21 protein-coding genes are annotated in these 26661 nt (G+C 64.2%); 8 read left to right on the top strand and 13 right to left on the bottom strand.

The window, feature by feature from the left end; genetic code table 11:
* Nucleotides 1-111 precede the first annotated feature (111 nt).
* The 3 genes from FLM52_05780 to FLM52_05770 all read right to left on the bottom strand — a co-directional run bounded on the left by FLM52_05780 (nucleotide 112) and on the right by FLM52_05770 (nucleotide 4070).
* Nucleotides 112-1566, bottom strand: coding sequence for an AMIN domain-containing protein (locus tag FLM52_05780; protein NVN55303.1), 1455 nt, complete (start codon nucleotides 1564-1566; stop codon nucleotides 112-114).
* A 121-nt stretch (nucleotides 1567-1687) separates the two neighbouring features.
* Nucleotides 1688-2173 (bottom strand): tRNA (adenosine(37)-N6)-threonylcarbamoyltransferase complex ATPase subunit type 1 TsaE, encoded by a 486-nt coding sequence (gene tsaE / locus FLM52_05775; GenBank protein NVN55302.1) that lies wholly within the window; start codon nucleotides 2171-2173, stop codon nucleotides 1688-1690.
* Complete coding sequence (locus tag FLM52_05770; protein NVN55301.1) at nucleotides 2154-4070, bottom strand: NAD(P)H-hydrate dehydratase; 1917 nt, start codon at nucleotides 4068-4070, stop codon at nucleotides 2154-2156. The genes tsaE and FLM52_05770 overlap by 20 nt, the downstream gene beginning before the upstream one ends.
* Before the next feature lie 120 nt (nucleotides 4071-4190).
* On the opposite strand from FLM52_05770, the gene queG reads away from it, so the two are divergent.
* Complete coding sequence (gene queG, locus FLM52_05765; GenBank protein NVN55300.1) at nucleotides 4191-5336, top strand: tRNA epoxyqueuosine(34) reductase QueG; 1146 nt, start codon at nucleotides 4191-4193, stop codon at nucleotides 5334-5336.
* A gap of 45 nt (nucleotides 5337-5381) precedes the next feature.
* Here queG and FLM52_05760 read toward each other — a convergent pair whose 3' ends face one another.
* Nucleotides 5382-5954 (bottom strand): oligoribonuclease, encoded by a 573-nt coding sequence (locus FLM52_05760; GenBank protein ID NVN55299.1) that lies wholly within the window; start codon nucleotides 5952-5954, stop codon nucleotides 5382-5384.
* Nucleotides 5955-6137: 183 nt separating this feature from the next.
* Here FLM52_05760 and rsgA point away from each other — a divergent pair, with 183 nt between their 5' ends.
* Entirely contained in the window at nucleotides 6138-7148 is a 1011-nt protein-coding gene (gene rsgA, locus FLM52_05755) for a small ribosomal subunit biogenesis GTPase RsgA (protein ID NVN55298.1), read from the top strand.
* 126 nt (nucleotides 7149-7274) lie between these two features.
* On the opposite strand, the gene FLM52_05750 is transcribed toward rsgA, so the two are convergent.
* On the bottom strand, nucleotides 7275-8609 hold the full coding sequence (locus tag FLM52_05750; protein NVN55297.1) for an NCS2 family permease: 1335 nt from the start codon (nucleotides 8607-8609) through the stop codon (nucleotides 7275-7277).
* A 572-nt stretch (nucleotides 8610-9181) separates the two neighbouring features.
* Here FLM52_05750 and FLM52_05745 point away from each other — a divergent pair.
* Nucleotides 9182-10045 (top strand): sulfurtransferase, encoded by an 864-nt coding sequence (locus FLM52_05745; protein ID NVN55296.1) that lies wholly within the window; start codon nucleotides 9182-9184, stop codon nucleotides 10043-10045.
* A gap of 252 nt (nucleotides 10046-10297) precedes the next feature.
* Nucleotides 10298-11209, top strand: coding sequence for a phosphatidylserine decarboxylase (gene psd / locus FLM52_05740; protein ID NVN55295.1), 912 nt, complete (start codon nucleotides 10298-10300; stop codon nucleotides 11207-11209).
* 487 nt (nucleotides 11210-11696) lie between these two features.
* Here the strand turns inward: psd and genX are convergent, their stop codons facing one another.
* Together genX and efp are read right to left on the bottom strand one after the other, a co-directional pair.
* Nucleotides 11697-12752 (bottom strand): EF-P lysine aminoacylase GenX, encoded by a 1056-nt coding sequence (gene genX, locus FLM52_05735; GenBank protein ID NVN55294.1) that lies wholly within the window; start codon nucleotides 12750-12752, stop codon nucleotides 11697-11699.
* A 236-nt stretch (nucleotides 12753-12988) separates the two neighbouring features.
* Nucleotides 12989-13555 (bottom strand): elongation factor P, encoded by a 567-nt coding sequence (efp, locus tag FLM52_05730; protein ID NVN55293.1) that lies wholly within the window; start codon nucleotides 13553-13555, stop codon nucleotides 12989-12991.
* A 91-nt stretch (nucleotides 13556-13646) separates the two neighbouring features.
* Here efp and epmB point away from each other — a divergent pair, with 91 nt between their 5' ends.
* Nucleotides 13647-14852 carry an EF-P beta-lysylation protein EpmB gene (epmB, locus tag FLM52_05725; protein ID NVN55292.1) on the top strand — a complete coding sequence of 402 codons (1206 nt, stop codon included), beginning with the start codon at nucleotides 13647-13649 and terminating at the stop codon, nucleotides 14850-14852.
* A gap of 125 nt (nucleotides 14853-14977) precedes the next feature.
* The gene (locus tag FLM52_05720; GenBank protein ID NVN55291.1) at nucleotides 14978-15337 is read left to right on the top strand and encodes a 5-carboxymethyl-2-hydroxymuconate Delta-isomerase; all 360 of its coding nucleotides are present in this window, start codon (nucleotides 14978-14980) and stop codon (nucleotides 15335-15337) included.
* A gap of 110 nt (nucleotides 15338-15447) precedes the next feature.
* Here FLM52_05720 and FLM52_05715 read toward each other — a convergent pair whose 3' ends face one another.
* From FLM52_05715 to FLM52_05690, 6 genes are all read right to left on the bottom strand, one after another.
* Complete coding sequence (locus tag FLM52_05715; protein NVN55290.1) at nucleotides 15448-15696, bottom strand: TIGR02647 family protein; 249 nt, start codon at nucleotides 15694-15696, stop codon at nucleotides 15448-15450.
* A 238-nt stretch (nucleotides 15697-15934) separates the two neighbouring features.
* Nucleotides 15935-17146, bottom strand: coding sequence for a phosphoserine phosphatase SerB (gene serB, locus FLM52_05710; GenBank protein ID NVN55289.1), 1212 nt, complete (start codon nucleotides 17144-17146; stop codon nucleotides 15935-15937).
* 106 nt (nucleotides 17147-17252) lie between these two features.
* A complete protein-coding gene (gene parC / locus FLM52_05705) occupies nucleotides 17253-19529 on the bottom strand; it encodes a DNA topoisomerase IV subunit A (GenBank protein NVN55288.1) in 2277 nt (758 codons plus the stop codon).
* Between the two features lie 143 nt (nucleotides 19530-19672).
* Nucleotides 19673-21553 carry a DNA topoisomerase IV subunit B gene (gene parE, locus FLM52_05700; GenBank protein ID NVN55287.1) on the bottom strand — a complete coding sequence of 627 codons (1881 nt, stop codon included), beginning with the start codon at nucleotides 21551-21553 and terminating at the stop codon, nucleotides 19673-19675.
* 238 nt (nucleotides 21554-21791) lie between these two features.
* Nucleotides 21792-22508: an alpha/beta fold hydrolase gene (locus FLM52_05695; protein NVN55286.1), complete on the bottom strand. Its 717-nt coding sequence runs from the start codon at nucleotides 22506-22508 to the stop codon at nucleotides 21792-21794.
* Nucleotides 22509-22822: 314 nt separating this feature from the next.
* Nucleotides 22823-24526 (bottom strand): glucose-6-phosphate isomerase, encoded by a 1704-nt coding sequence (locus FLM52_05690; protein NVN55285.1) that lies wholly within the window; start codon nucleotides 24524-24526, stop codon nucleotides 22823-22825.
* A gap of 204 nt (nucleotides 24527-24730) precedes the next feature.
* Between FLM52_05690 and cmoA the strand changes: the two genes are divergently transcribed.
* A complete protein-coding gene (gene cmoA, locus FLM52_05685; protein NVN55284.1) occupies nucleotides 24731-25477 on the top strand; it encodes a carboxy-S-adenosyl-L-methionine synthase CmoA in 747 nt (248 codons plus the stop codon).
* 31 nt (nucleotides 25478-25508) lie between these two features.
* Nucleotides 25509-26537: a tRNA 5-methoxyuridine(34)/uridine 5-oxyacetic acid(34) synthase CmoB gene (gene cmoB, locus FLM52_05680; protein NVN55283.1), complete on the top strand. Its 1029-nt coding sequence runs from the start codon at nucleotides 25509-25511 to the stop codon at nucleotides 26535-26537.
* Nucleotides 26538-26661 lie beyond the last annotated feature (124 nt).

Raw genomic sequence — 26661 nt, 5'->3', positions numbered from 1 at the left:
CTGTCCGCCGACCCAGCCACGGCAAGCAACGCATGCCGGAACTGCATCAGCGGACAGTGTCTGCGCCCCGCCAACGCAAGGCGCTGTCAGGACGACTTGATGGCGTCAGGCTCAGCTGCGCGGAATCTTGAGCAGCTGGCCCACGCGCACCGTGTCGCCACTCATGTTGTTGGCCTGCTTGATGGCCGCCATGCTCACGTTGTGGCGCTGGGCCACTTCCGACAGCGTATCGCCACTCTTGACGCGATACTCACCGCCGTTGCCACCGCGTGCCTGGCTGCGCTGCCATGCCAGCAGACTTGCGGGCGGCGGATTGCGCTCGAAGTGGCTCTGGATTCCCGAGAAGATCGAGCGCGCCAGCTTTTCCTGATAGGGGCCGCTGTTGAGGTTGCGCTCTTCCTGGGGGTTGGAGATGAAGCCCGTCTCCACCAGCAGCGAGGGGATATCCGGCGACTTGAGCACCACGAAGCCCGCCTGCTCCACCTGACGCTTGTGCAGGGAATTCATGCGCCCGAGGTTGGCCAGCACGCCGCTACCCGCCGCCAGCGAATCGTTGAGCGTCGCGGTCATGGTCAGGTCGAGCAAGACGCCACGCAGCATCTCATCCTTGTCATTCAGGCTGAGATTGCCATCCACGCCCCCGATCAAGTCAGCACGGTTTTCGGTGGCGGCCAGCCAGCGTGCGGTCTCGGACGTCGCCCCGCGGCTTGAGAGCGCAAAGACCGAACTGCCGTGCGGGCGCGGGCTGTTGAAGGCATCGGCGTGAATCGAGACGAAGAAGTCCGCCTTCTGCTCACGCGCGATCTCGGTGCGCTTGCGCAGCGGAATGTAGTAATCACTGTTGCGGGTCAGGATGGCCTTGAAGCCGGGCTGGGCATCGAACATGCGCTTGAGGCGCTTGCCGATCTTGAGCACCACATCCTTCTCCCGAGTCCCGCCGGGGCCACTGGCGCCGGGGTCTTCCCCACCGTGGCCAGGGTCGATCGCGATGATGATGTCACGTTTGGGGTGTGCCGCCGCCTGGGTATTGACCACAGGTTCCACCGGCTCGCCCTTCAGCTTGCGCTTGGCCGCGGCCTGTTCCTGCTCGCGGATACGGGCTTCGATGGGATCGATGGGATTCTCGACCGCCGATTCGCCGGGGAACTCGAGATCCACCACCAGGCGATTGCCGTACTTGGCATTCGGCGCCAGCGTGAAGTCCTTGGGATTGACCGGCCGCGTCAGGTCGAGCACCACACGCAGGGCATCCCCCTGGCGTCCGCTGCGGATCGACTTGATGGCGCTGCCTTCGAGATTCAGCGCGGCGAACTTGCGCTCGACCGCGGCACTGGCCACTTCGCTGCCGGCAAGGTCGATCACCAGACGGCGCGGATTGTCGAGGCCGAAGACCTTGGCCTTGGCGGCACTGTCGAGATCGAACACCAGCCGCGTGTGGTCCGGTGCGGTCCACAGGCGCAGGTTCTCGACCTTGGCGGCCAGCGCCTGCGGCGCCAGCACCAGACTGGCAAGCGAGCAGACGACGCCACCCACCAGCCAGCGACGGAAGCTGCGCGCCAGACGCATACGGGGGATTTTGGACGCTATTTCAGGCATCAGACAGGATGACCCAGACAGAAAGAACATGAATGAAGTTAACGAATGACCAGACACTTCGCCGCCAAGCATCGCAAGCGGATCAGCGTCATCATGCCTGAGAGGTTCGGCGCTCGGCCAGTGTTGCCAACCAACCCTCACCTCGCGGTGTCAGGGCAGTCAATTCGGCCTCACGTCCTTCGTCGGCGACGAACAGCGTGATGCGCAGATCCGGCGTGGGCAGAAAGCCCTGACCACAGCTCGGCCACTCGATCAGCGCCAGGCTGTCGGCGGCGAGCAGATCGCGCCCCCCGATGAACTCGAGCTCTTCAGGGTCGGCGAGGCGGTAGAGATCGAAGTGGTTGATGTGCCATTCTCCACCCTCGGCCCGTGGCAGCACGTAGGGCTCCACCAAGGTGTAGGTCGGGCTCTTGACCGCGCCCTGGTGACCATAGGCGCGCAGCACGCCGCGGGTCAGGGTCGTCTTGCCCGCCCCCAGCTCGCCCTCCAGGAACACCAGCCCGCGGCCGGCAAGGATATTCCCCAATTGAGTGCCGAAGGCAACCTGGGCGTTTTCATTAGACAGAAGTATGCGCATCTCGGGCCCGTGGATTGAGCAATAAATGCATATAGGATGCCAGATCACCTGCAAGCAGGCCACGTTCACCACGCTCCTGTACCGCCTGATCGGCCGCCAGGGCATGCACCAGCACCCCAAGCCGTGCCGCCTGCGCCATGGCACGCGTGACTCGCCGGGCCTGCACCGCCTCATCCCGGGTGGAACGCGGCTGGCGTGCATCAAAGCCGCCGTTGAGTGCCTGCGCCGCCAGACCCGCGATGATGCCCCCCAGCACATCGCCCATGCCGCCACTGGCCATGCCCGGGTTGCCGTAGGGGCAGAGCGCCACCGCCGGCCCCTCGAGCACTCCCGCAGGGCTCGCCACCAGACTGCCCGCGCCCTTGAGCACCACGCTGCCGCCGAAACGCTGCTGGAGTGCTCTTGCGGCTGCGATCCGGTCATGTTCGACATCCACCACACTGCAATCGAGCAAACGCGCGGCCTCGCCGGGATGCGGCGTCAACACCCAGTCATCGCGGTGAATGATCTCGCCTTCGCTTGCGCGCCAGGCCAGCAGGCTCAGGCCATCGGCATCCACGACCAGTGGCTGACCCGCCGCCAGCACCCGCGACATGCCGCCCCACCCCCACAGCATGCTCTCGAGACTCTCGGTACCCATGCCGGGCCCGACCAGCGTCACGCTGGCCTGAGCCAACTGTGATTCCAGCACGGCGAAGCCATCGTGGCTGCTGCCCTCCGGGCCACTCTTGAGACCGCGCGCCATGACCTCTGGGCAGCGCGTCAGGCTGGCGCTGATATGCGCGGGCGCCGTCAGCAGCGCGACCTTGCCGGCACCGGCCCGCGCCGCTGCCTCGCTGGCCAGCAGCACCGAGCCACCCAGCCCGGGCCCGCCACCGAAGACCAGCACGCTGCCGGCATCCCCCTTGTGAGCCAGAGGTGAGCGCGGTACCAGCTCCGACTCCAGCCAGCGCGGTGTCAGACGCTGCACGGCGTCCTGGGCCAGCAAGGCCGCCGTGCGCGTTTGCGCCACCACCTCCGGCAGGACGCGTGCCGCACCCAGTCGCGCCAGGCTGACCTGGCCGGCATGCAGCTCGGCGCGTCCGGTGTGCAGGCCCGGCTTGTCGACCAGAAATGTCAGCGTCACATCCGCTTCCACGGCGACACCGGCGACCGCGCCCGTCGCGGCGTTCAAGCCTGAGGGCACATCCAGCGCCATGACATGCACGCCCTGCCGATGAGCGTGATTGATGCGCTCGATGGCTTCAACCACGCTGCCGCGCGGTGCATCGCGCAGGCCGATGCCGGTCAGCGCATCCACCAGCAAGGGCCAGCCCTTGAGCAGCGCATCCGCCGCGGCCTCGTCGCCCGCGGGCCATGCCAGCGTCTCGACGCCAGCCTCGCGCGCCGCAATCGCGGCCAGCTGCGCATCACCGGTCAAGGCATCCTCCGGCGTCAAGGCGATGACTCGCACCTCGAAGCCCGCCAGCAATGCCAGGCGCGCCAGCAGATAGCCATCGCCGCCATTGTTGCCGCCGCCACACAGCACGCACAGCCTGCGCGTCTCCGGCCAACGCTGACGCAGCAGGTCGAACGCCGATTGCGCGGCGCGCCCCATCAGGCGCTTCTCCACCGGCGCCTCGCTCTGGCCACTGTCAGCGGCGACGGTCTCCTCCGCGAGCATCCAATGCTCCAGATCGCGCAGCGCCGCCAACGGCCACAGGCAGTTGACCGAACGCCACAGCGTCATGGTCGCCGAAGATGCCGGCGGGCAGGTCTGCTCAGAGGTCGATTCGTGCGCTGCCATGCCTACACTCCTTGTCTGGGTATTCGTTGCCTGGCTGAATGTTCGTTGCCTGTCTGGACGCTCATTGCCTGCCTGGATGTGCGTTGCCTGTCGTGAGGCATGGCGTTGCATGCCGCCTTCCTTTCTACCACCTTTACCTGCCGTGCACGCCCCGACAGGCAGCACGCTTGGGCTGACCGGCAAGTTGCGCTAAGGTGGCGCGCCTCTGCCCTCGATCTCGCTGGAAACCCCATGTCTGCTCCGCACTCCTCCACTGCTGCCGTAACACCTGACGACACAGGGAGCCCCGCCGCCGATGAACAGGCCATGGCGGAGCTGGCGACGCGCATCAAGACATGGGGGCGCGAGCTGGGTTTTCAGCAGGTCGGCATCACCGATGTCGACCTCTCGGCCCACGAGGCCTATCTGGAGCGCTGGCTGGCCAACGGCCATCACGGCGAGATGAACTTCATGGCCAAGCACGGCACCAAGCGCACTCGCCCTGAGGAGCTGGTGCCCGGGACACTGCGCGTGATCAGCGTGCGCCTCGATTACCTGCCGCCTGAGGTCGAGACCACTCAGGTACTCAGCCAACCCGAGCGCGCCTATGTGTCACGCTACGCGCTGGGGCGTGATTACCACAAGCTGATGCGCAAGCGACTGGCCAATCTGGCCAAGCAGATCGAGAAGGAAGTCGGCAAGTTCGGCTATCGCGCCTTCGTCGACTCCGCGCCGGTGATGGAGCGCGCCCTGGCACAGAAGGCCGGCATCGGCTGGTTCGGCAAGAACGCCATGCTGATGAATCAGCAGGCCGGCTGCCTGTTCTTCCTGGGCGAACTCTACACCGACCTGCTCCTGCCGGTGGATGCCCCTTTTGAAAAGGAACACTGCGGCAGCTGCAACGCCTGCAAGGTCGCCTGCCCGACGGATGCCATCATCGAGGACAAGGTCGTCGATGCGCGGCGCTGCATCTCCTACCTGACCATCGAGCTCGATGGCGCCATCCCCGAGGAATTCCGCCGCCCGATGGGCAACCGCATCTACGGCTGCGATGACTGTCAGCTGTTCTGCCCCTTCACACGCTTCGCCAAGGCGACTCAGGAGACTGACTTCTCGCCGCGTCATGATCTGGATCGCATCGAGCTGATCCGCCTGTTCTGCTGGGGGAAGCAGGAATTCCTCAGCAAGACGGAAGGCAGCCCGATCCGACGCATCGGCTACGAGAAGTGGCTCTCCAACATCGCCATCGGGCTGGGCAACGCGCCCTGGTCGGAGCAGGTCGAGCATGTGCTGCGCGCCCGTCTGGCCTACCCCAGCGAGCCACTGCGCGAGCATGTGCGCTGGGCGCTGAAGGAGCAGGCCATCAAGCGCGGCGCCCGCCTGGCCACCGCGCTGTGAGAGGCGTTGCCTCCAGCGCTATCGCTTTCAGTTGAGGCACGATGTTCAGACGATGCCCTGCTGGGTCAGCTTGAGGAAGGTCTTGCGGTAATGCGCAAGCTCCGCCAGGGATTCGCGGATATCGTCCATCGCCTGGTGAGTCGCACGCTTCTTGAAGCCGTCGAGCGCGGCCGGATTCCAGCGCTTGGCCAGCTCTTTCAGGGTCGAGACATCGATGTTGCGGTAGTGGAAGAATGCTTCCAGCAGCGGCATCTCGTGCTGCAGGAAGCGGCGGTCCTGATGCACGCTGTTGCCACACATCGGCGAGGCGCCTGCCGCCACGTGCCGGGCCAGGAACTCGAGAGTCTGGCGTTCGGCTTCGGCGGTATCCACCTGACTTTCCTTGACGCGCTTCACCAGCCCGGATTCACCATGGGTGCGCGTATTCCACTCATCCATCGCCTCCAGCAGGCTGTCCGGCTGATGCACGGCCAGCACCGGGCCTTCGGCGATCAGGTTGAGGTCGCCGTCGGTGACCAGCGTGGCCACCTCGATGATGCGCTCATGCGCCGGGTCGAGACCGGTCATTTCCAGGTCGATCCAGATGAGGCGGTCGGCCTGCTCGGTGGGGTTTGCCATGGGTCACTCCTTGCTGAACTGAGGATGGAATGGCGCAAGACGCCAGCCAGTGGCCGCAGTATCACACGCCATCCCGGGGCGTCGCACGACACCCGAGGGCGCAAAGGGTACAATCGCGCCGCAGACGGGGGAAGACTCTCCCATCCCTGGCGAACGAACGGCGACCGGAGTCACCAGCCAAGCATGAGTAAACGCAAGCTAAGCCGCCAGCAGCAATGGCGAATCGAGAAGGTGCAGGCCGAGCGTACCAAGCGCGCCGAAAAGCGCGAGACGCAGGACCGCGACAAGCTCGACGCCGGCGAATATGGCCCGGAGCAGCATGGCCGTGTCATCGCCCACTACGGGCGCAGCCTGGAAGTCGAGAGCGAATCCGGCAGCCTGCATCGCTGCCACCTGCGCGCCAACCTCGAGACGTTGGTCACCGGAGACCGGGTCATCTGGCGCGAGGCCAGCGATGCCAGCGGCGTCGTCGTCGCGCGTGGCGCACGCACCACCGAGCTTGAACGCCCCGACATGCGTGGCGTGCTCAAGCCGGTGGCGGCCAACATCGACCAGATCCTGATCGTGTTCGCCGCCGAACCCGCCCCGCAGCCCAACCTGATCGATCGCTATCTGATCGCCGCGGAAGCCACCGGCATCACGCCGGTGCTGGTGCTCAACAAGGTCGACCTGCTGCCGGAAAGCGGCGGTGAGCTGCGCGACCTGCTGGCGCGCTATGAGGCACTCGGCTACGAAGTCGTCGCCTGTACCACGCGTGGCGAATCGGGGCTCGATGCCCTCAAGGCCCAGCTCAGCGACCGCACCTCAGTCTTCGTCGGCCAGAGTGGCGTCGGCAAGTCGTCCCTGATCGGCATGCTGCTGCCCAGGGAAGAGGTTCGCGTCGGCCCGCTGTCGACCGAATCACGCCAGGGCACGCACACCACCACCACCGCCTGGCTCTATCACATGCCGGATGGCGGTGACCTGATCGACTCGCCCGGTATCCGTGAATTCGGCCTGGTGCACCTGACTCCCGAGCAGGTCACCGACGGCTTCCGCGAGTTCCACGATTATCTCGGCTATTGCCGCTTCCGCGACTGCAAGCACGAGAAGGAACCGGGCTGCGCCCTGCTGCAGGCCGTGGACAATGGTGAGATCGGCCGCGTGCGCTTCGAGAGCTACAAGAAGATTCTGCTCTCGCTGACCGAGAGCTGATCAGGCGCGATCCAGAAGTCGTCAAAAAAGCCCCGCCAGGCAGTCACTGCCTGACGGGGCTTTTTCATGCTCGAAACTATCGAGATACATCACAGCCTCGAGACATATCACTGCCGCTTTCGAAGCCTAGCCTTCCAGCAACAGCAGCAGTGACAGCGCGAACAGCACCCACATGGTCGGGCGAATCTCGCGCGCCTTGCCGACACCGAGCTTAATGACCACGAAGCTCAGGAAACCGTACACGATACCGTGGGTGATGGAGTAGGTCAGCGGAATCATCACCATGGCGATGAAGGCCGGGATCGCATCATCGAACTGGTGCCAGTGGATCTTGCCGATCGGCTCCATCATGAACACGCCGACCAGGATCAGCGCCGGGGCAGTCGCGATGGACGGCACCAGCGACAGCAGCGGCGCCAGGAACAGGAACGGCAGGAAGCAGAGCGCCACCACCACCGCGACCAGCCCGGTGCGTCCGCCCTGACTGATACCGGCCGCAGATTCAATGTAGGCGTTCGCCGGACTGGTGCCGAGTGGCGCGGACACCAGCGCCGAGAAGGCATCGACCATCATCGAGCGTCGGATATTGCGCGGGTCACCATTCTCGTCCTTCAGGTTGCCCGCCTCGGCCACCGCCATGAAGGTCGAGAGCGCATCGAAGAACACCGTGAACAGGATGACGAAGATGAACGGCGCATAGGCCACCTTGAGCGAACCGAGCAGGTCCAGCGCCAGCAGGCCGCTGAAATCAGGCGCAGCGAAGATACCGGTGAAGTTGACCAGCGTCGGTTGGGCGATCTCCGGCGGGAAGTAGGCGCTGCCATCCCCCCACAGACGCCCGATGGTGGTCGCCATCAGGGTCGTGACGATGATGCCGATGATCAGTGCGCCGTGAATGCGCTTCGCGACCAGGATGGCGGTCAGCGCCAGCCCCAGCAGGAAGACCACCAGCGAGGGCGTCATCGGCGCGACACTGACCACGGTGACCGGGTTGGAGACGATCAGCTTGGCATTCACCAGGCCGATCAAGGTGATGAACAGGCCGATACCACAGGCGATGGCGTAGCGGAGCTGAGCGGGAATCGCATCGATCACCAGGCGGCGAACGTTGAACATGGCCAGTACCGCGAAGATGACACCGGCCCAGAAGACGCAGCCCAGCGCGACCTCCCAGCTCATGCCGCCGCCCAGCACCATGGTGTAGGCGAACAGGGCATTGATGCCCATGCCCGGCGCGACCAGGATCGGGTTGCGCGCGTACAGGCCCATCATCAGGCTGCCGAAGAAGCTGACCAGCACGGTCGCCGTGAGGGCCGCACTGAATGGCACGCCGGCGGCTGACAGGATGCCGGGATTGACCACGATGATGTACATCGACGCCATGAAGGTGGCGATGCCCGCCAGCACTTCCGTGCGCGTCGTGGTGCCTTCGGCACGCAGTGAGAATAGGCGCTCGAGCAAGATGATGACTCCCGTTCAGGATGAAGCGATTTGAGTAGCAGCTCAGCATCGACGGGGCGCCGACACGCTGCACCAAAATGACACACATTGAGCGCCAGCGCCGCACCCGAAAAGTGCAGCAGCGCCACTGGTGACAGACAGTGTATTGCCTGAGGCCGCGAAGAGGATGCCTCGAGGGCCAATGTTGCATTCGCCACAGGGCGCTGGGCTGAAACACGCGCTTCTCTCGACAAGACCGACTGGATCTACTGGCGGCTGGGGCTACTGGCTGGTCTCGCCAGCTGACCAGAACCCCGCCCTTGAAACTGGCCGGAATCCGGAAGGCTGTCCAGGAGGTCAGGTCGTGGCGCGCACTGGGCTTTCACACGTTCGCCCCAGAATGTGACGCGCGGCATTATACTGAAAACATGTCGTTTCAGGGGACAAGATGGCAAGGAATCTGGCGCGGTGACACTTCGCCTCGCCGCAGTCACTTGATTGCATCTCTTGATCACAGTGACTTGACCACAGCGCCAGCCGACGTGCCATGATGCCGGAAGGACCACTCTCTTCGTAGAAGCAAGGATTACGCCATGTCTCACGATTCTTCACATCCTTCCCCCTCGGAAGCCGACCTGCTGCCCTTGATCGTCGAACCGCAGCAGCTCGCGGAAATGCTCGACCATCCTGATATCGTGATCGTCGATGTGCCGCTGAAAGCCGAGAGCCATGCGCGTCACGTGCCCGGCGCTCGCCTGCTCGACTTCAAGCAGCTGGTCGGCAGCAATGACGATGACATTCCCGGCGTGCCGAGCCCCGAGGCGCTGTCTGAGGTGATGTCAGCCCTTGGCATCACCCGTGACAGCCATGTGGTGGCCTATGACGATGAAGGAGGCGGCTGGGCCGGACGCCTGCTGTGGACCCTGGCGCTGCTCGGCCATACCCGTTACAGCTACCTCAATGGTGGCCTGCACGCATGGCAAGGCGATGGCCTGCCGCTGAGTGACGCCACCAGCGACTGGAGTCCCAGCGAGTATCACGCCGCCTACATGGACGCCAGCGTGATGGCGACGCGGGAGGACATTCTCGATCGGCTGGCGGCCGAGGATCCGCAGAACAGCGTCGTGATCTGGGATGCACGCTCGGCGGAGGAATATCGCGGCGAGAAGGGCCAGAACGCCCGCCTCGGCCATATTCCGGGCGCCGTGCATTTCGAGTGGACCGAGGCCATGGACCGTGAGCGCAACCTGCGCATCCGCGACTATGCGGAGCTGATGACCGAACTGGGCGCTCGCGGCCTCAACCCCGAACAGCACATCGTGACACACTGCCAGAGCCATCACCGCTCCGGCCTGACCTGGCTGGTGGGTCAGGCGCTTGGCTTCAGCGATGTGCGCGCCTATCCGGGCTCCTGGAAGGAATGGGGCAACCGTGACGATACGCCCATCGAGCGCTGAAGGCGCTCGATCGCAGACTGGAATGCCCCTTTCGATCGCCAGCACGCCAGGGCAGGCCATGTCGAGATGACGCGCATGGCCTGCCTAGCAACTGTCGCCAGGCCCACGACTGCGGCGATCCGCAGGCTTGAGCCGTTATTGACGATGGGCTAAGGTGCAGCCCAACTGCTGGCCGCCGCTTGAGCCGGCCAACGCCCGCCCTCTCGAGGAGCGGGCTTTTCATTCCTGAAAGAGCCTGCAAGGATCGCCATCGTGGATCGCGCCAAGCTGTTTTCCCTGAGCCAGTACCCACTGCCCCAGCACCTGATCTCACGCCTCATCGGCCGTGTCGCCGCCTGCACCAATCCGTGGGTCAAGAACACCTTCATCGAGCGTTTCATCAAGGCCTACGGCGTCAACATGAACGAGGCGCTCGAGGAGAATCCGCGTGCCTACGCCTGCTTCAATGACTTCTTCACCCGTGCCCTCAAGGCGGACGCCCGCCCCATCGGTGAAGGCCTGGTGTCACCGGCCGATGGCGTACTGTCCCAGTTCGGCAACATCGACCACGGCACCCTGGTACAGGCCAAGGGTCAGGCGTTCTCGCTGACCCAGCTGCTGGGTGGCAGTGAAGCGCGTGCCGCGCCCTTCCGCAACGGTCGCTTCGCCACCGTCTACCTGTCACCGAAGGACTACCATCGCGTTCATATGCCGGTGGCCGGGCGTCTGATCGAGATGGCCTACGTTCCGGGGCGCCTGTTCTCGGTCAACGAAGCCACTGCCAAGCACGTACCGGGCCTCTTCGCGCGCAACGAACGCCTGGTCTGCATCTTCGAGACCGAGCATGGCCCGATGGCCATGGTGCTGGTGGGCGCGATGATCGTCGCGGCGATCAAGACCGTCTGGAGTGGTCAGATCACGCCGCTTTCCGGTGATGTCGAGACGACCCGTTTCGATCAACTCATCGAGCTGGCGCGCGGCGCCGAGATGGGTCGCTTCCAGCTCGGTTCCACCGTAGTGATGTGCTTCCCGGACAGCGTCGAGTTCGATGACGCCCTGACGCCGGGCCAGAAGGTCAGCATGGGACAGTCACTCGGCATGCGTCCGTCTGCGACAGCACCAGCCGAGTCAGAAGCGCATGCGGCAGAGACGGCGCAGGGCACGCCGACCACAGACGAGAAATAAGGTCAGGCCTGGCGCAGCGCGAGCACGACACTCGCGCATAAAGCCTGCACATGAAACCCGAGCATAAAAAAAGGGAAGCCCCTGGCTTCCCTTTTTAACGACAGGAGCCTGACCGCGCTCCTCGCCTTCTTGCCTTGCCCCGCGATGAACGCTGCCATCGGGGTGATCACTACCTTCAGTGCCCAAACAGATCAGAGTCCTCCATGACGGGCGTCACGCTCTCACGACGCGACTGCCGGATGATGCCTCGAAGGCTCCGAGGGTTCGAGTCATCATCTGTCGCCTTCTTTCACCATGCCCGATAAAAGAAGACCCGCTGCGACCATTGCCCTGGTCCTGCCATCACCTTGCCTGCGGGCTTCGCCGGCAAGCGCCAACCCTCCACGCTGACCTCTCCAGTCTAGTCGACGCACGCTCGGCAAGCGTGTTGGCAATAAACGCTGGGATTCACGCAATTCACATCGAAAGCTGCCTCTCATGTCGGCTCTCAAGCACGTGATGCCGGGAAAGCGATGACCGCCGAGATATCGCGCTCTCCCAGCGCCAGCATGATCAGACGATCCAGCCCCAACGCCACCCCGCTCCCCGTGGGCATTCCCGCCTGCAGGGCCGCCAACAGGCGCTGGTCCGCCGCTACCTCAGGCAGCCCCTGGGCAATTCGCGCGGCATTGTCTTCGGCAAAGCGCACCGCCTGCTCACTGGCATCAGTCAGCTCGTCATAGCCGTTGGCCAGCTCGATGCCCGCCACGTAGGCCTCGAAGCGCGATGCCACCCAATCACCCTCACTGTCCTGGTGCTTGCGCGCCAAGGCAGCCTGCGCAGCCGGATACTCGGTGACCAGCTCCACGATAGCTTGTCCCTGCGCTTCTGCGCCCTGTGACCCTGAGCCAAGAGTCGGCTCGATCACCAGGCTCATCAGCGCATCCAGGCAGGTCTCATGCGACCAGTCATCAGCCGCGACCTCACATTCGCGCGCACAGGCGGCTCGCAGCTCCTCGAGCGTGGCCGTGAAGGGGTCCAGCGACAGCACACGGCGAAACAGTGCACGGTAAGGCGTGATAGCAGGCCTGGCCTGGGCATCCTGAGACTCACTGAGCAGCGACGGCTGGCCGGTCAGCTGTGCCCCGAGCGTCATCACGCGCCGGATCAGCTCGCAAGTCTCCGTCATCAGCGCCTCAAGATTCATGCCGGGGCGGTACCACTCCAGCATGCAGAACTCGGGATTATGGCGACGGCTGACCTCGCCATCACGGAAGGCACGCGCGATCTGGAAGATCGGTCCACTACCGGCCGCCAGCAGGCGCTTCATGTGAAATTCCGGCGAGGTCTGCAGCCACAGCGGCACGCGCTCACGCTCACCCGGCAGCTGCGCGGCCAAGGACAATGACGCGAGACCGACATCCGTCGAACCGGCCCGCCCCAGCACCGGCGTTTCCACCTCCAGCACTCCACGCTCGGCGAAGAAGGTGCGCACCTCGCTGATCAGACGCGCACGCTGGACGAGTCGCTCGCGCGTGACAGTGGGCGCCCAGTCCTCTACCAGGACAGCGGCTGAAAGAGGTGAAGCAGCGGCGGAAGAATCGGCATCAGACATGGGAAGCTCAAGGGAGGTATCAGCGGGAAACGTTGGCCAACCGCGAGGGCTGATCGACACGATCACCCTGCACGACTGACCAGCACGAATGAGGAGCACGAATGAGGAGCACGGATGAGCAGCACAAACGATGATGCCCCGCACGAGGCGAGGCATCAGGGTGTTCACGACGTGAGCGAAAGGACTCAGGCGCGAGACACGTACTCGGCGCTGCGGGTATCAACCTTGAGGACTTCGCCCTGGTTGATGAACAGCGGCACACGCACTACGGCACCGGAAGACAGGGTCGCCGGCTTGGAGCCACCATTGGCGGTATCCCCCTTGAGGCCAGGGTCCGTCTCGACGACTTCCAGTTCGATGAAGTTCGGCGGCGTCACGGCAATCGCGTTGTCGTTCCACAGCGTGATGGTGTAGACGACCTGCTCCTTCAGCCACTTGACGTTGTCGCCCAGCGCCTTGCCATCGACGGCGTACTGCTCGAAGGAGCCATCGGTACGCATGAAGTGCCACATCTCACCGTCGGTGTAGAGGTATTCCATGTCGACTTCCATGACATCGGCGGCTTCGATGCTCTCGCCGGACTTGAAAGTACGCTCCCATACACGACCGGTCTTCAGGTTGCGCAGCTTGACGCGGTTGAAGGCCTGCCCCTTGCCCGGCTTGACCAGTTCGTTATCGACGATGGCACAGGGATCATTGTCCAGCATCACTTTCAGACCGGACTTGAATTCGTTGGTAGAATAGTTGGCCATCTTGCTCGCTCTCGACTCGTTAACGGGTCTTGCCCGCCATGAATTCCAGATTGCAGTCAATCGGCTGCAATCATGACTAGAAGTGATGCGCATGATAACCCGAACCCCTGCATCCTTGCATACCATCCCGCACAACAGCCACGAAAGTCGTGCCTCAGAGGCCTTCTCGACTGCCGCTGAACCCCCGTCTGCCCCGAATGACTGGCGTGCACAGCTACGCGACGTGATCCGCTCTCCACAGGCTCTGCTGGAGCGCCTGGGGCTGGAGCGCGAGTGGCTGCCGGGCGCTCGCGACGGCCATGAGCTATTCTCGATCCGCGTGCCCGAGGCCTATGCCAGCCGCATCCGCGCCAATGACCCCGACGACCCGCTGCTGCGCCAAGTGCTGCCGCTGGACGCCGAGACCGACGTGCTCGACGGCTACGTCACCGATCCGCTGGAAGAGGCCGAACATACACCGCTGCCGGGGCTGATCCACAAATACACCAATCGGGTGCTGCTGATGGCCAGCGGTGGCTGCGCGATCAACTGCCGCTACTGCTTTCGCCGTCACTTCCCCTATGACGACCATCAGCCCAGCCGCGCGCAATGGCAGGATATCCTCGACTACCTGCGCGCCGACGAGCGCATCCACGAGGTGATCCTGTCCGGCGGCGACCCGCTGGTCTCGCCCGACAAGCGCCTGGCATGGCTGGTGGAGTCGCTGGGCGAGATTCCACATCTCAAGCGTCTGCGCATCCACACACGCCTGCCGGTGGTGATTCCGGACCGCGTCAATGACGAGCTGCTCGGCTGGCTGGGCACCACACGCCTGCAGAAGGTGCTGGTCATTCACACCAACCATGCCAACGAGCTGGATGATGCCGTCGCTGCCGCCATGACTCGCCTCAAGAGCGCCGGCGTCACCCTGCTCAACCAGGGCGTCATCCTGCGTGGCGTCAATGACAGCGTGGGAGTGCAGACAGCCCTCGCCGAGCGCCTCTTCGAGTGCGGCGTACTGCCCTACTACCTGCATGCCTTTGATCCGGTGCAGGGCGCCGCCCACTTCGCGGTCAGCGATGACGAGGCCTGCAACCTGATGGAAGCGCTGCTTGAGCACCTGCCCGGCTTCCTGATGCCGCGCCTGGTACGTGAAGTGCCCGGCCGACGCTCCAAGACACCTCTGTCCAAGCCCATAGTGTCCAGGACACATCAGGGAGTCGACGCCACCGCCACTGCCCCTTCGGCGCCTTCTCCTGCGGACGACGAGCGCGAGCCATCTTCGCTCAACCTGACGGGTACCATCGCCAGTGCGTGATTGGCGCACTGGCAGCGTGAGGCAACAACAGGCGGCGTGCCGCACAAAATTTGCTACTATCGCTGGCCAATTTCATCATCGGCACACGCCCCGAGAGGCGTGGCCACGCTCAAGGAGCCCATCACATGCCTCATCTCGTCATTGATTATGCCGACAGTCTGGCCCCCAGCCTCGACATGGACGCGATCATGGATGACCTGCATGCCGCTGCCATGCAAAGTGGCCTGTTCAAGGAAACCGACATCAAGGTGCGCGCGGAAAGCTGGCGACACTGGCGTCTGGCCGGCAATCAGGCACCGCTGGCGCACAAGCACGGCTTCGTCAATCTGCACTGCCATCAGCTGGAAGGCCGCAGCGATGACGACAAGTCACGTCTGGCGGATATCCTGATGGAAGCCCTCAAACCTCACTGCGAGGCAGCCCGCGAAGTCAGCGTGGAGATCGTCGAGATCACCCGGGCGACCTATCGCAAGCACAAGGCCTGAGCGCACGGATACCTCACTGCTCCTGAGGCCATATACGAAAACGCCCCGTGGCCGAAAGCCACGAGGCGTTTTTCCTTCTCGCGATCAGCGATTCAAGCCAACGGGCGAACTCAGGTGCCCGTCATGGCCATCGGGACGTGAAGCAGGTCATTGAGACGATGGGCGTGCTCGGCGGCCTCACGGCCCACCGACGTCAGATAGCCGCCATCCGGCAGCGTGGTCAATCCCTTGGCATGCAGACGCTCGGCGGCGGCCACCATGTCGGGGCTGGCATCGTGGCGAATCTTCAACCCCTTGAGAGCGGCATCGTGCGGAAACAGGCACAGCAGGTGCAGTTCATCGTCATAGGGTGACGGCATGGGCAAACTCCTGACGGCGTGGCGAGTGGCGTTTCAGTATGGCGTCAACTGACGAGCGACGAGTCGTCGGCGCTTCACCTCCAGTCTAGCCCCAACACCCGAAAGCGCATTGCTGCTTTGGGACTATTCTGCGACCTGACGACCAGACGACACCGCCCCATCGCGGCGGCGATGAGGGCGGTATCACTCACACACTGGCTTGTCACTCAGCGCGGGTGTTCAGCGGCTGAATCACGGATCAGTGCTCGAGGTCCTGCTGGCGATAGCCCATCAGGTAGAGCACGGCGTCCAGACCCAGGGTCGAGATCGACTGACGCGCCTGTTCACGCACCAGCGGCTTGGCACGGAAGGCGATGCCCAGCCCCGCCTCGGCCAGCATCTTGAGGTCATTGGCACCGTCACCGACGGCGATGGTCTGCTCCATGCGCAGGCCATGACGCTCGGCGATCTCGCGCAGCAGCAATGCCTTGCGCTCGGCATCGACGATCGGTTCACGCACTTCACCGGTGACCTTGCCATTGACGATCACCAGCTCATTGGCGTGGATCTCATCGAAGCCCAGCAGCTGCTGAAGATGACGCGCGAAGTAGGTGAAGCCGCCGGACAGGATCGCGGTGCGATAGCCCAGCGCCTTGAGGTTGGCCATCAGGCGCTCGACCCCATCCATCAGCGGCAGATTGGCGGCGATATCGGCCAGCACCGACTCATCCAGGCCTTCCAGCTTGCTCATGCGTTCGCGGAAGCTTTGCTTGAAGTCCAGCTCGCCCCGCATGGCCCGTTCAGTGACTTCCGAGACTTCCTCGCCGACACCGTGACGACGCGCCAGCTCGTCGATCACCTCGGTCTGAATCAGCGTCGAATCCATGTCGAAGCAGATCAGGCGGCGATGACGACGCCATATATCATCTTCCTGGATCGCGATATCGACACCGTGCAGCGCGCCCAGCGCCAGCGCCTTCTCGCGCAGGGCGTTGATGTCGGTGTCACTCTCCGGCAGGCGCAGCCAGCACTCGACACAGGCACCTTCGGCTGGTGACTCGCCATCCAGCGGCTCACGCCCCGACAGACGATGCATCAGCTCGACGGTGATCCCGAATTCGGCTGTCAGGCCACCGACCTCGGCCAGAATGCCGGCGGGCAGGCGTGGTGCCAGCAGCGTCAGAATCCAGCGCGGGCGCTCCGCCTGATGGCTCCAGCGCGCGTATTCCTCAGCACCGACCTGCACGGCCTGCACATCCAGCCCCAGCTGTTCACCGGCGGCGGCCAGCGCGGCCTCCAGATCGGACTCCGCACCGAGAGCCACCAGCGCTTCCAGCGACACCAGCCCGAAGGTCACGCTCTGATTGATGTCCAGCAGTCGTGCGCCGCTGCGCGCCAGCGCCTGACCAAGCCCTGCCAGCTGTCCTGGACGAGCCGTACCGGTGGCACGGATCAAGATACGTTGTGTCATTGGAAAATCATTCCTGAGCAATGAATCATCAAGGTGTCGCCCACGGGGCATGTCGGCGTCAATGCCGACGCACCTCTGCTAACAAGCCAGGCCATCTGGCCCGGATTCAACTATCGACGGCCAGACGGTCGACCTTCTGGAAGCCCTTGGGCAGCTTGCTGCCGCGGCGGCCACGCTCGCCACGATAATAATCGAGATCCGCCCCCTTGAGCAGAGTCTTGCGCTTGCCGGCATGCACCACCAGGGTCGTGCCGGCGGGCAAGACCACCAGCGAGCGCACGAACTCCTCGCGGTTGGCGGCGCGTTCGCCCGGGATCGACAGCATCTTGTTGCCCTTGCCCTTGGACATCTCAGGCAGCTCGGAGAGCGGGAAGACCAGCAGGCGCCCTTCATTGGACACCACCGCCACTTCCAGCGCAGCCCCATCGCCCTGCGCTGACTCAGGCACTTCGGGAATCGCCACCGGCGGCAGCACCGCACAGCCGCGCGGTAGAGTCAGTGCCGCCTTGCCGGACTTGTTCTTGCCGGTCAGCTGCTCGAGCGTGGTCACGAAGCCATAGCCGCCATCGGAAGCCAGCAGATAGCGCGCAGAAGGCGCATCGAGCAGCAGCCCGACCATCGCCGCCCCCGCCGCCGGATTCATGCGCCCAGTGATCGGCTCGCCCTGTCCGCGTGCACTGGGCAGATTGTGGGCGGCCAGGGTGTAGGCACGCCCGGTGTCATCCAGCAGCACCAGCGGCTGATTGGTCTTGCCGCGCGCCGCCAGATGGAAGCGGTCGCCGGCCTTGTAGGACAGACCCTCGGGGTCGATATCATGCCCCTTGGCAGCACGGATCCAGCCCTTCTCGGACAGCGCGACGGTAATCGGGTCGGCGCCCATCAGCTCGACTTCCGACAGTGCCTTGGCTTCGCCACGCTCGACCAGCGGTGAGCGACGTGCATCGCCGAAGTCAGTGGCGGCCTGCTCAAGCTCACTGTCGATCAGGTCCGTCAGTGCCTCGTCATTGCCCAGCAGATGCTTGAGGTGCTTGCGCTCACGCTTGAGCTCGTCCTGCTCGCCACGCAGCTTCATCTCTTCAAGACGTGCCAGGTGACGCAGACGCAGCTCGAGGATCGCCTCGGCCTGACGCTCGGAGAGCTGGAAGGTCTCGATCAGGCTGGCCTTGGGGTCCTCCTCCTCGCGGATGATGCGAATGACCTCGTCGAGATTCAGGTAAGCCGTCAGCAGACCCTCGAGGATATGCAGACGGTCCTCGACCTTGGCCAGACGATGCTCGAGGCGGCGACGCACGGTGGCACGACGATAGCGCAGCCACTCGGCCAGCATCTCGTGCAGCGCCATCACCCGTGGGCGCCCCTTGAGGTCGATGACGTTCATGTTGACGCGCGCATTCTTCTCGAGATCGGTGGTGGCGAACAGGTGCGCCATCAGGCCTTCGATATCGACACGATTGGAGCGCGGTTGAATCAGCAGGCGCGTCGGGTTCTCGTGATCGGACTCATCACGCAGATCCGCGACCATCGGCAGCTTCTTGGCCTGCATCTGGGCGGCGATCTGCTCGATCACCTTGGCGCCGGAGACCTGATACGGCAGCGCCGTGATCACGATATCGCCCTCTTCCAGCACGTAGCGGGCACGCATCTTCACGCTGCCACGACCGGTGCGGTAGATCTTGGCGAGGTCGGTGCGCGGCGTGATGATCTCCGCCTCGGTGGGGAAGTCCGGTGCCGGCAGGTGCTCCATCAGCTGATCGCTGTCAGCGTCCGGATGGCGCAGCAGATGCCGGGTGGCGGCCACGACTTCATGCACATTGTGCGGCGGGATGTCGGTCGCCATGCCCACCGCGATGCCGGTAGTACCGTTGAGCAGCACATTGGGCAGACGCGCCGGCAGCACCTTGGGTTCGCGCATGGTGCCATCGAAGTTGGGCACCCAGTCGACGGTGCCCTGGGAAAGCTCGGACAGCAGCACCTCGGAGTACTTCGACAGCCGCGATTCGGTGTAACGCATCGCCGCGAAGGACTTGGGGTCATCCTGACTACCCCAGTTGCCTTGGCCATCCACCAGCGGATAGCGATAGCTGAACGGCTGCGCCATCAGCACCATCGCCTCGTAACAGGCGCTGTCACCATGGGGGTGGAACTTGCCCAGCACGTCGCCGACGGTACGCGCCGACTTCTTGTACTTGGCGTTGGCCGTCAGGGACAGTTCGCGCATGGCGTAGACGATGCGGCGCTGCACCGGCTTCATGCCATCGCCGACATGCGGCAGGGCGCGGTCGAGAATCACGTACATCGAGTAGTCGAGGTACGCCTTTTCGGTGTAGTCGCGCAGGGCCAGACGTTCGACGTCACCCTCCGCGACCTGGATATCCATGCTCATGGGCGCTTGACCTTGATTACGAGCGTAAAACCGGGGAGCGTCTGACTGTGGCGCTCCCGAAAGAATGCTGTCGCGCAGCTTGTCTGGCTTTCGAAGTTCAGCTGCTTTCGAAGTTCAACTGGCCGTGAAAGCTGGACCGATGATCAGACCTCGATATCGGCCATGTTGCCGTAGTCCTCGAGCCAGCTCTTGCGATCGCTGGCGCGCTTCTTGGCCAGCAGCATGTCGAGCATCTCGTGGGTGCCGTCATCCATACTGCGCGTCAGCTGCACCAGACGGCGGGTGTCCGGCGCCATGGTGGTTTCCCGCAGCTGCAGCGGATTCATCTCACCCAGGCCCTTGAAGCGCTGCACATTGGGCGTGCCACGCTTGCTTTCGAGCTGCTTGAGGATGTGCGCCTTCTCACTCTCGTCCAGGGCATAATGCACTTCCTTGCCCAGGTCGATGCGGTACAGCGGCGGCATGGCGACGAAGACGCGCCCGGCATCCACCAGCGCCGGGAAGTGACGCACGAATAGCGCGCACAGCAGCGTGGCGATGTGCAGACCATCGGAGTCGGCATCCGCCAGGATGCAGACCTTGTGATAGCGCAGCTTGGTGAGGTCATCCGAGCCCGGGTCCAGGCCGATGGCGACCGCGATGTCGTGAACCTCCTGGGAAGAGTAGATGTCATGCGACTCGACTTCCCAGGTATTGAGGATCTTGCCGCGCAGCGGCAGGATCGCCTGGGTCTCGCGGTTGCGCCCCTGCTTGGCGCTGCCGCCGGCGGAGTCCCCCTCGACCAGAAAAAGCTCGCTCTCGGCAGGGTCGGAGCTTGAGCAGTCCGAGAGTTTGCCCGGCAGTGCAGGCCCGGAAGTGACCTTCTTGCGCGCGACCTTCTTGGCACTCTTCAGGCGGCGCTGGGCCGCCGAGATCACCAGTTCCGCCAGCGCTTCGGCCTGATCGACATGGTGGTTGAGCCACAGTGAGAAGGCGTCCTTGACCACGCCGGAGACGAAGGCCGCGACGCTGCGCGAGGATAGGCGCTCCTTGGTCTGGCCGGCGAACTGCGGATCGAGCATCTTCACCGACAGCACGAAGGCGGCGCGCTCCCACAGGTCATCCGCGCTCAGCTTGACGCCACGCGGCAGCAGGCTACGGTAGTCGCAGAATTCCTTGAGCGCCTCGAGCAGACCGGAGCGCAGGCCATTGACGTGGGTGCCGCCCAGCGGCGTGGGGATCAGGTTGACGTAGGGTTCCTGCACCAGCTCGCCGCCTTCCGGCAGCCACTGGATCGCCCAGTCGACCCCGTGCTCCTCGTCCTCGAAATGGCCGACGAAGGGCGATTCCGGCAGGCGTTCGAAGCCATCGGTGGCGCCGAGCAGGTAATCGCGCAGGCCATCCTCGTAGTGCCAGGTCGTCTCGCTGCCATCGGTCTCGATGAGCACGACCTTGAGGCCCGGACACAGCACGGCCTTGGCACGCAGCAGGTGGCGCAGACGCGGCATCGCCAGGCGCGGGCTGTCGAAGTAGTTCTCGTCGGGCCAGAAGCGCACCAGAGTGCCGGTATTGCGCTTGCCGACGGTGCCGATACGGGTCAGCTCCTCGACCTTCTCGCCATTCTCGAAGGCGATGCGCTGACGCAGGCCATCGCGGCACACTTCCACTTCCAGACGCGTCGACAGCGCATTGACCACCGAGACGCCCACGCCGTGCAGGCCGCCGGAGAAGCGATAGCTGTCCTGGGAGAACTTGCCCCCCGCGTGCAGCTTGGTGAGGATAAGCTCGATGCCGGTCACGCCATGCTCGGGGTGGATGTCGGTGGGCATGCCACGACCGTCATCGCCGACCTCGATACCGCCATTCTCGAGCAGGCGCACGCGGATTTCCTTCGCGTGCCCCGCCAGCGCCTCATCGACGGAGTTGTCGATGACCTCCTGCGCCAGGTGGTTGGGCCGAGAAGTGTCGGTATACATGCCGGGCCGCTTGCGGACCGGTTCGAGGCCGGAGAGGACCTCAATGGAACTGGCGCTGTACTGACTCATCGCAGCCTTGTGTCCTTGGTGTTGACGTCCGCCATCCGACTCGACATTTCACGTGCGCGAGACGAACAACGGATTCCTGAAAAATGAGAGACCGGCGCCTGGCGTTCAGCATCGAACGCCCTGCCATGTCGTGCCAATCCGTATCGTGGCGATCCATGTCATGCCAGGATATGCCGTATCCAGCCAGGTCGTGGCGGGTGGCGGCAGGCCTGGCACAAAGCACCACACACGTGACCTGCTAGTCCGGCGCGACATGCATCGCCGCTGCGGTGGCGGGGGCCAGCCGGTGTCCGCCATGCGCCATGATCGCCGGCAGATATTCCGCCAGCTGCGCAAAGCCGTGATCGCCACCCGGCGTGATGATCAAGCGGCTTCCCTGATAGAGCCCTGCGGCATCATTGACATCCAATGTCTCATCGGCCGTCGCCAACAGCACCAGGGTGCGCTGCGCCGTGACAGGCTCCGCTTCCAATGCAAGCAGCCCGGGGCCGAAATCCTCGGTGACGGTGAACGTCACGCCGGTATAGGGATTGGCATGCACCGAGCCGAGCCATTCGCTGACCAGTCGCGCGGGACGCACGGCCGGATTGATCAGCACACTGCGTGGCCCCTGACGCCAGACGCTCTGGGAAGGGCCTGCCGGCCCCTCGAGACGTGCGGCCTCACGCGCGACCAGCCAGGTGGCCAGAAAGCCGCCCATGGAACTGCCGATCACCATGATGGCGTCATCACAGGCGGGGTCTGCGGGGTCCAGCGCAAGGCGCTCACACAGCGTGAGATAGGCTGCGTTGACCGCCGCCTGACCCGCATCGGGCGCCGGGGGGATATCCGGCATCACGCACGGCAGGCCGAACTGCTCTGCCGCGCGCTGCATCAAGCGCGCCTTGGGCGAACAACTGGCCGAATTGAAGCCGTGCAGGTACAGCAGCCCCTTGACGGGCGCGGTGGTGTGCATCGCTGCCGTATCTGACGGAAAGAGGGAATTGGCCATCAGCACTCCCAACAGCACGCCAGACCGCGACACCGCCCCTCCCACGCTTCAAGATGGCTGGGCATCTCTCGAGCGTTCATACGCTGGAAGCAGGGTTTTCGACGGTCCGCGTCGTGCTGTCTAGTGTAAACGATTGATTCGCTTATAGGATAGCGAGAATACTGTATAAATCAACAGAGGGCGACGACTGGCGCCGCCGCTCGTCTTGCACGGCATGGCAGCATGCCCTCACACACTCTCTCACTCGCTCCCCCCCCTCACTCACCTCCGCCGCGGGTTCAGCGCGGGTCCTGGTCCTGTGCGGCCCACACCGCTTCGATCAGCGCGCGGCTGGAGGCATCCAGCGTCTCGAAGCCTTCGCCGGTGGTCATGGTCGCTTCGGTGGCGGTGGCGATCTGCTTGCCCAGCTCCACGCCCCACTGATCGAACGGATTGATGTCCCAGATGGTGGCCTGCACGAAGACCTTCTGCTCGTAGAGCGCAATCAACGCACCCAGCGTTTCCGGTGTCAGCGCTTCCAGCAGCAGCGTGGTCGACGGCTGATTGCCACGGTAGCGCTTGTGGTTCGGCTGCGCCTCATCACCGGGGATGGCGTCATCGCCCAGCATCAGTACACGTGACTGGGCAAAGCAGTTGGCCAGCGTCAGGCGGTGCTGTGCCTTGAGGTGGGCGCGTGTCTCGGCGTCCTCGACATGGTCATAACGGCACATCGGTGCGATGAAGTCACACTCGACCGCCTGGGTGCCCTGGTGCAGCAGCTGATAGAAGGCGTGCTGAGCATTCGGCCCCAGCTGGCCCCACAGCACCGGACAGGTCGAGTAGTCGATCATCTCGCCATCGTTGGTCACTGACTTGCCGTTGGATTCCATCTCCAGCTGCTCGAGGTAGCTGGCGAAGTACTCCAGACGACCGTCGTAGGGCAGGATGGAGTGGGCGCGGATATCGAGGAAGTTGTTGTTCCAGATCCCGGCCAGCGCCAGCAGCACCGGCAGATTGTCTTCCAGCGGCGCGGTGCGGAAGTGCTCATCCAGCTCATGCGCCCCGGCCAGCAGACGACGGAAGTTGTCCATGCCGACGTTGAGCGCGATGGGCAGACCGATGGTGCCCCACAGCGAATAGCGGCCGCCGACCCAATCCCAGAACAGCAGCTGATGTTCCGGTGCGATGCCCCACTCGGTCATCTTCTCCGGCTTGGCGGAAGCGCCGATGAAGTGCTGACGGTTGATCAGCGCTTCCAGGCGTCCTTCCGGGTCGAGACGTGATTTCAGCCAGTCGCGCGCGGTGCGGGCATTGGATAGCGTGTCGATGGTCGAGAATGACTTGGAGGACAGGATGAACAGCGTGGTTTCCGGGCTGAAGGATTCCAGATAGTCCGCCAGCTGGGAGCCATCCATGGTCGAGGCGAAGTGCACGCCGATCTCGTGGATGTCCTTGGGGCGGCAATCGCTCAGGGCGCTGGAGACCATCAATGGGCCGAGGTCCGAGCCACCGACTCCGAGGTTGACCACATCGGTGATCGGCTTGCCGGTGGCGCCACGCCACTGCCCGCTGTGGAAGGTATCGACCATCTCGGCCAGGTGCTCGAGGCTCTCGTGGATGGCCGGCACGATATCCTCGCCATCCACCAGGAGGCTGGCGGAGCGCGGCAGACGCAGCGCGGCGTGCAGCGCCGGACGGTCTTCGGAGCGATTGACATGTTCACCGGCCAGCAGGCGCTTGATGCCCTGCTCGACGCCGGTTTCGCGCGCCAGCTCCAGCAGCAGCTCCAGGGTCTCGCCCTTGAGGCGCTGCTTGGAGAGATCCAGACGCAGCCCCGCGGCAGAGCGCGTGAAGGTCGCCACTCGGTCACGCCCTTGCGCCGCATCCTCGGCGAACAGGTCCTTCAGATGCACATCGGCCATCTGCTCTTGATGATGGCGCGCGAGAGCCTGCCAGGCCTGGGTATTACGACGCGCAGAACGTGCCGCTGATTGAGTGGACATGGCCACCTCTCTCCTTGAAGTGTAATGACCGGCCCTGCATGGCCCGGCCTGAAATCGATTGATGGAGGCATCACCCGCCAGCCGTGACGGGTGCGTCACGGGCGCCGAATGCGTAGAATGGCGGGCCCGACGGGGCGCTCTGCCCGGCCGGTCCTCGGCCACAGGCATGTCGCCCTGGCCCACTGCCCGATGAAGCCTTGATCCATGAGTGATGCATCTTACCGTGACGCGATATTTACGACACCCCTTGACCGTGTCGCCAGCTTCTCCTTCGACGAGCAGGTCGTCAGCTGCTTTCCGGACATGCTGCGCCGCTCGGTGCCGGGGTACGGTCAGATCATCGCCATGCTGGGCCTGATGGCCCGCGCCCACCTGCGCCCCGGCGCTCGGGTCTATGATCTGGGCTGCTCACTGGGTGCTGCCAGCATGGCGCTGGCCCGCGAGATGGCCGCCGAGGATATCGAGATCGAAGCCGTCGACCTGTCCAGACCGATGGTCGAGCGCGCCAGCCGCGAACTCGCCGAGGCCTTCCCCGACCACCGCATCAACGTCACCGAAGCCGACATTCGCACCCTCGACTATCAGCCGGCCGGCATGATCGTGGTCAATCTGACGCTGCAGTTCCTGCCGCCGGAAGACCGCGACGCCGTGATCGACAAGCTGTTCGCGGCGCTGGAACCCGGCGGCGTGCTGATCCTCTCCGAGAAGATCATCAGCGATGATCCGGTCGAGAATGCCTGGCTGATCGAACGCTATCATGACTTCAAGCGCGCCAACGGCTACTCCGATCTGGAAATCTCCCAGAAACGCGAGGCCCTCGAGGACGTCATGAAGCCCGACAGCCTGAACACGCATCACGAGCGCCTGGCGCGCGCCGGCTTCCAGCGCAGCCATACCTGGCTGCAATACCTGAATTTCGCCTCGATGGTCGCCTTCAAAGCCGCCGAATGACCGCTACGCCTGCACGGACCCGACCCAGCGCATGAGCATTTCCCCGTATGACCGCGACCTTTACCGCGCCTTCACCGCGCTGGCCTGTGAGCCAGGCGCCGTCGGCGATGGCTTCGCCCGCTGGCTGGGCGCCCTGCCTGAACAGCTGGCCAATGGCCTGGACCGCAAGCGCCATGCTGACCTGAAGGCTTGGCATGGGGCGCTGGAAAAGCTGCCCGCCCTGCCCGACGCACGCGAAGTACAGCTGGAAGCCGATCGGGTCGGTGCACGCTTTCCGACTGGCTTGACTAGCGGCCAGCTGCGCCAGAGCGAGAACCTGCTGCGTGCGATGATGCCGTGGCGCAAGGGCCCCTATCAGCTCGACGAAATCCATATCGACACCGAATGGCGCTCCGACTGGAAGTGGCAGCGTCTCGCGCCGCACCTGTCGAATCTCACCCATCGCCGCGTGCTGGATGTCGGCGGCGGCAATGGCTACCACGGCTGGCGCATGGTCGGTGCAGGCGCGGCCTTCACGCTGGTGATCGACCCTTCGCCGCGCTTCTACTGCCAGTTCCATGCCGTACGCCACTTCATTGGCGCGGACCACCCCCAGGGCCGCAACCTGCACTTCCTGCCGGTAGGCATCGAGGATGTGCCGGCGAAGATGGGTGCCTTCGATACCGTGTTCTCGATGGGCGTGCTCTATCATCGCCCCTCGCCGATGGACCACCTCTTCCAGCTGCGTGACACCCTGCGTCCCGGCGGCGAGCTGGTGCTGGAAACCCTGGTGGTGGAAGGTGACGTGACGACGGTGCTGATGCCCGGCGAGCGCTACGCCGCGATGCCCAATGTCTATTTCCTGCCCTCCTCGCAGGCGCTGGCCCACTGGTGTGAGCGCGCCGGCTTCAAGGACGTGCGCATCGTCGATGAAGCCGTGACCACCCTGGACGAGCAGCGTGCCACCGACTGGATGACCTACCACTCGCTGAGCGACTTCCTCGATCCCACTGACCCGAGCCTGACCCGCGAAGGCCACCCGGCGCCTCGGCGTGCGGTGCTGATCGCCACTCGCGCCTGAATTGGCGTGCGAGACACGGACGTCTCGTCGCACCAGAGCCGACAGCAGCAGAAATACAAGAACGGCGATGCTCCATGAGCATCGCCGTCTTCTTTTCTCATATCAGACACTTCATCTCGCCCCA

Source organism: bacterium Scap17 (assembly GCA_013376735.1).
Lineage (GTDB): Bacteria > Pseudomonadota > Gammaproteobacteria > Pseudomonadales > Halomonadaceae > Cobetia.
This window is presented reverse-complemented; position numbering and strand designations above follow the sequence as displayed.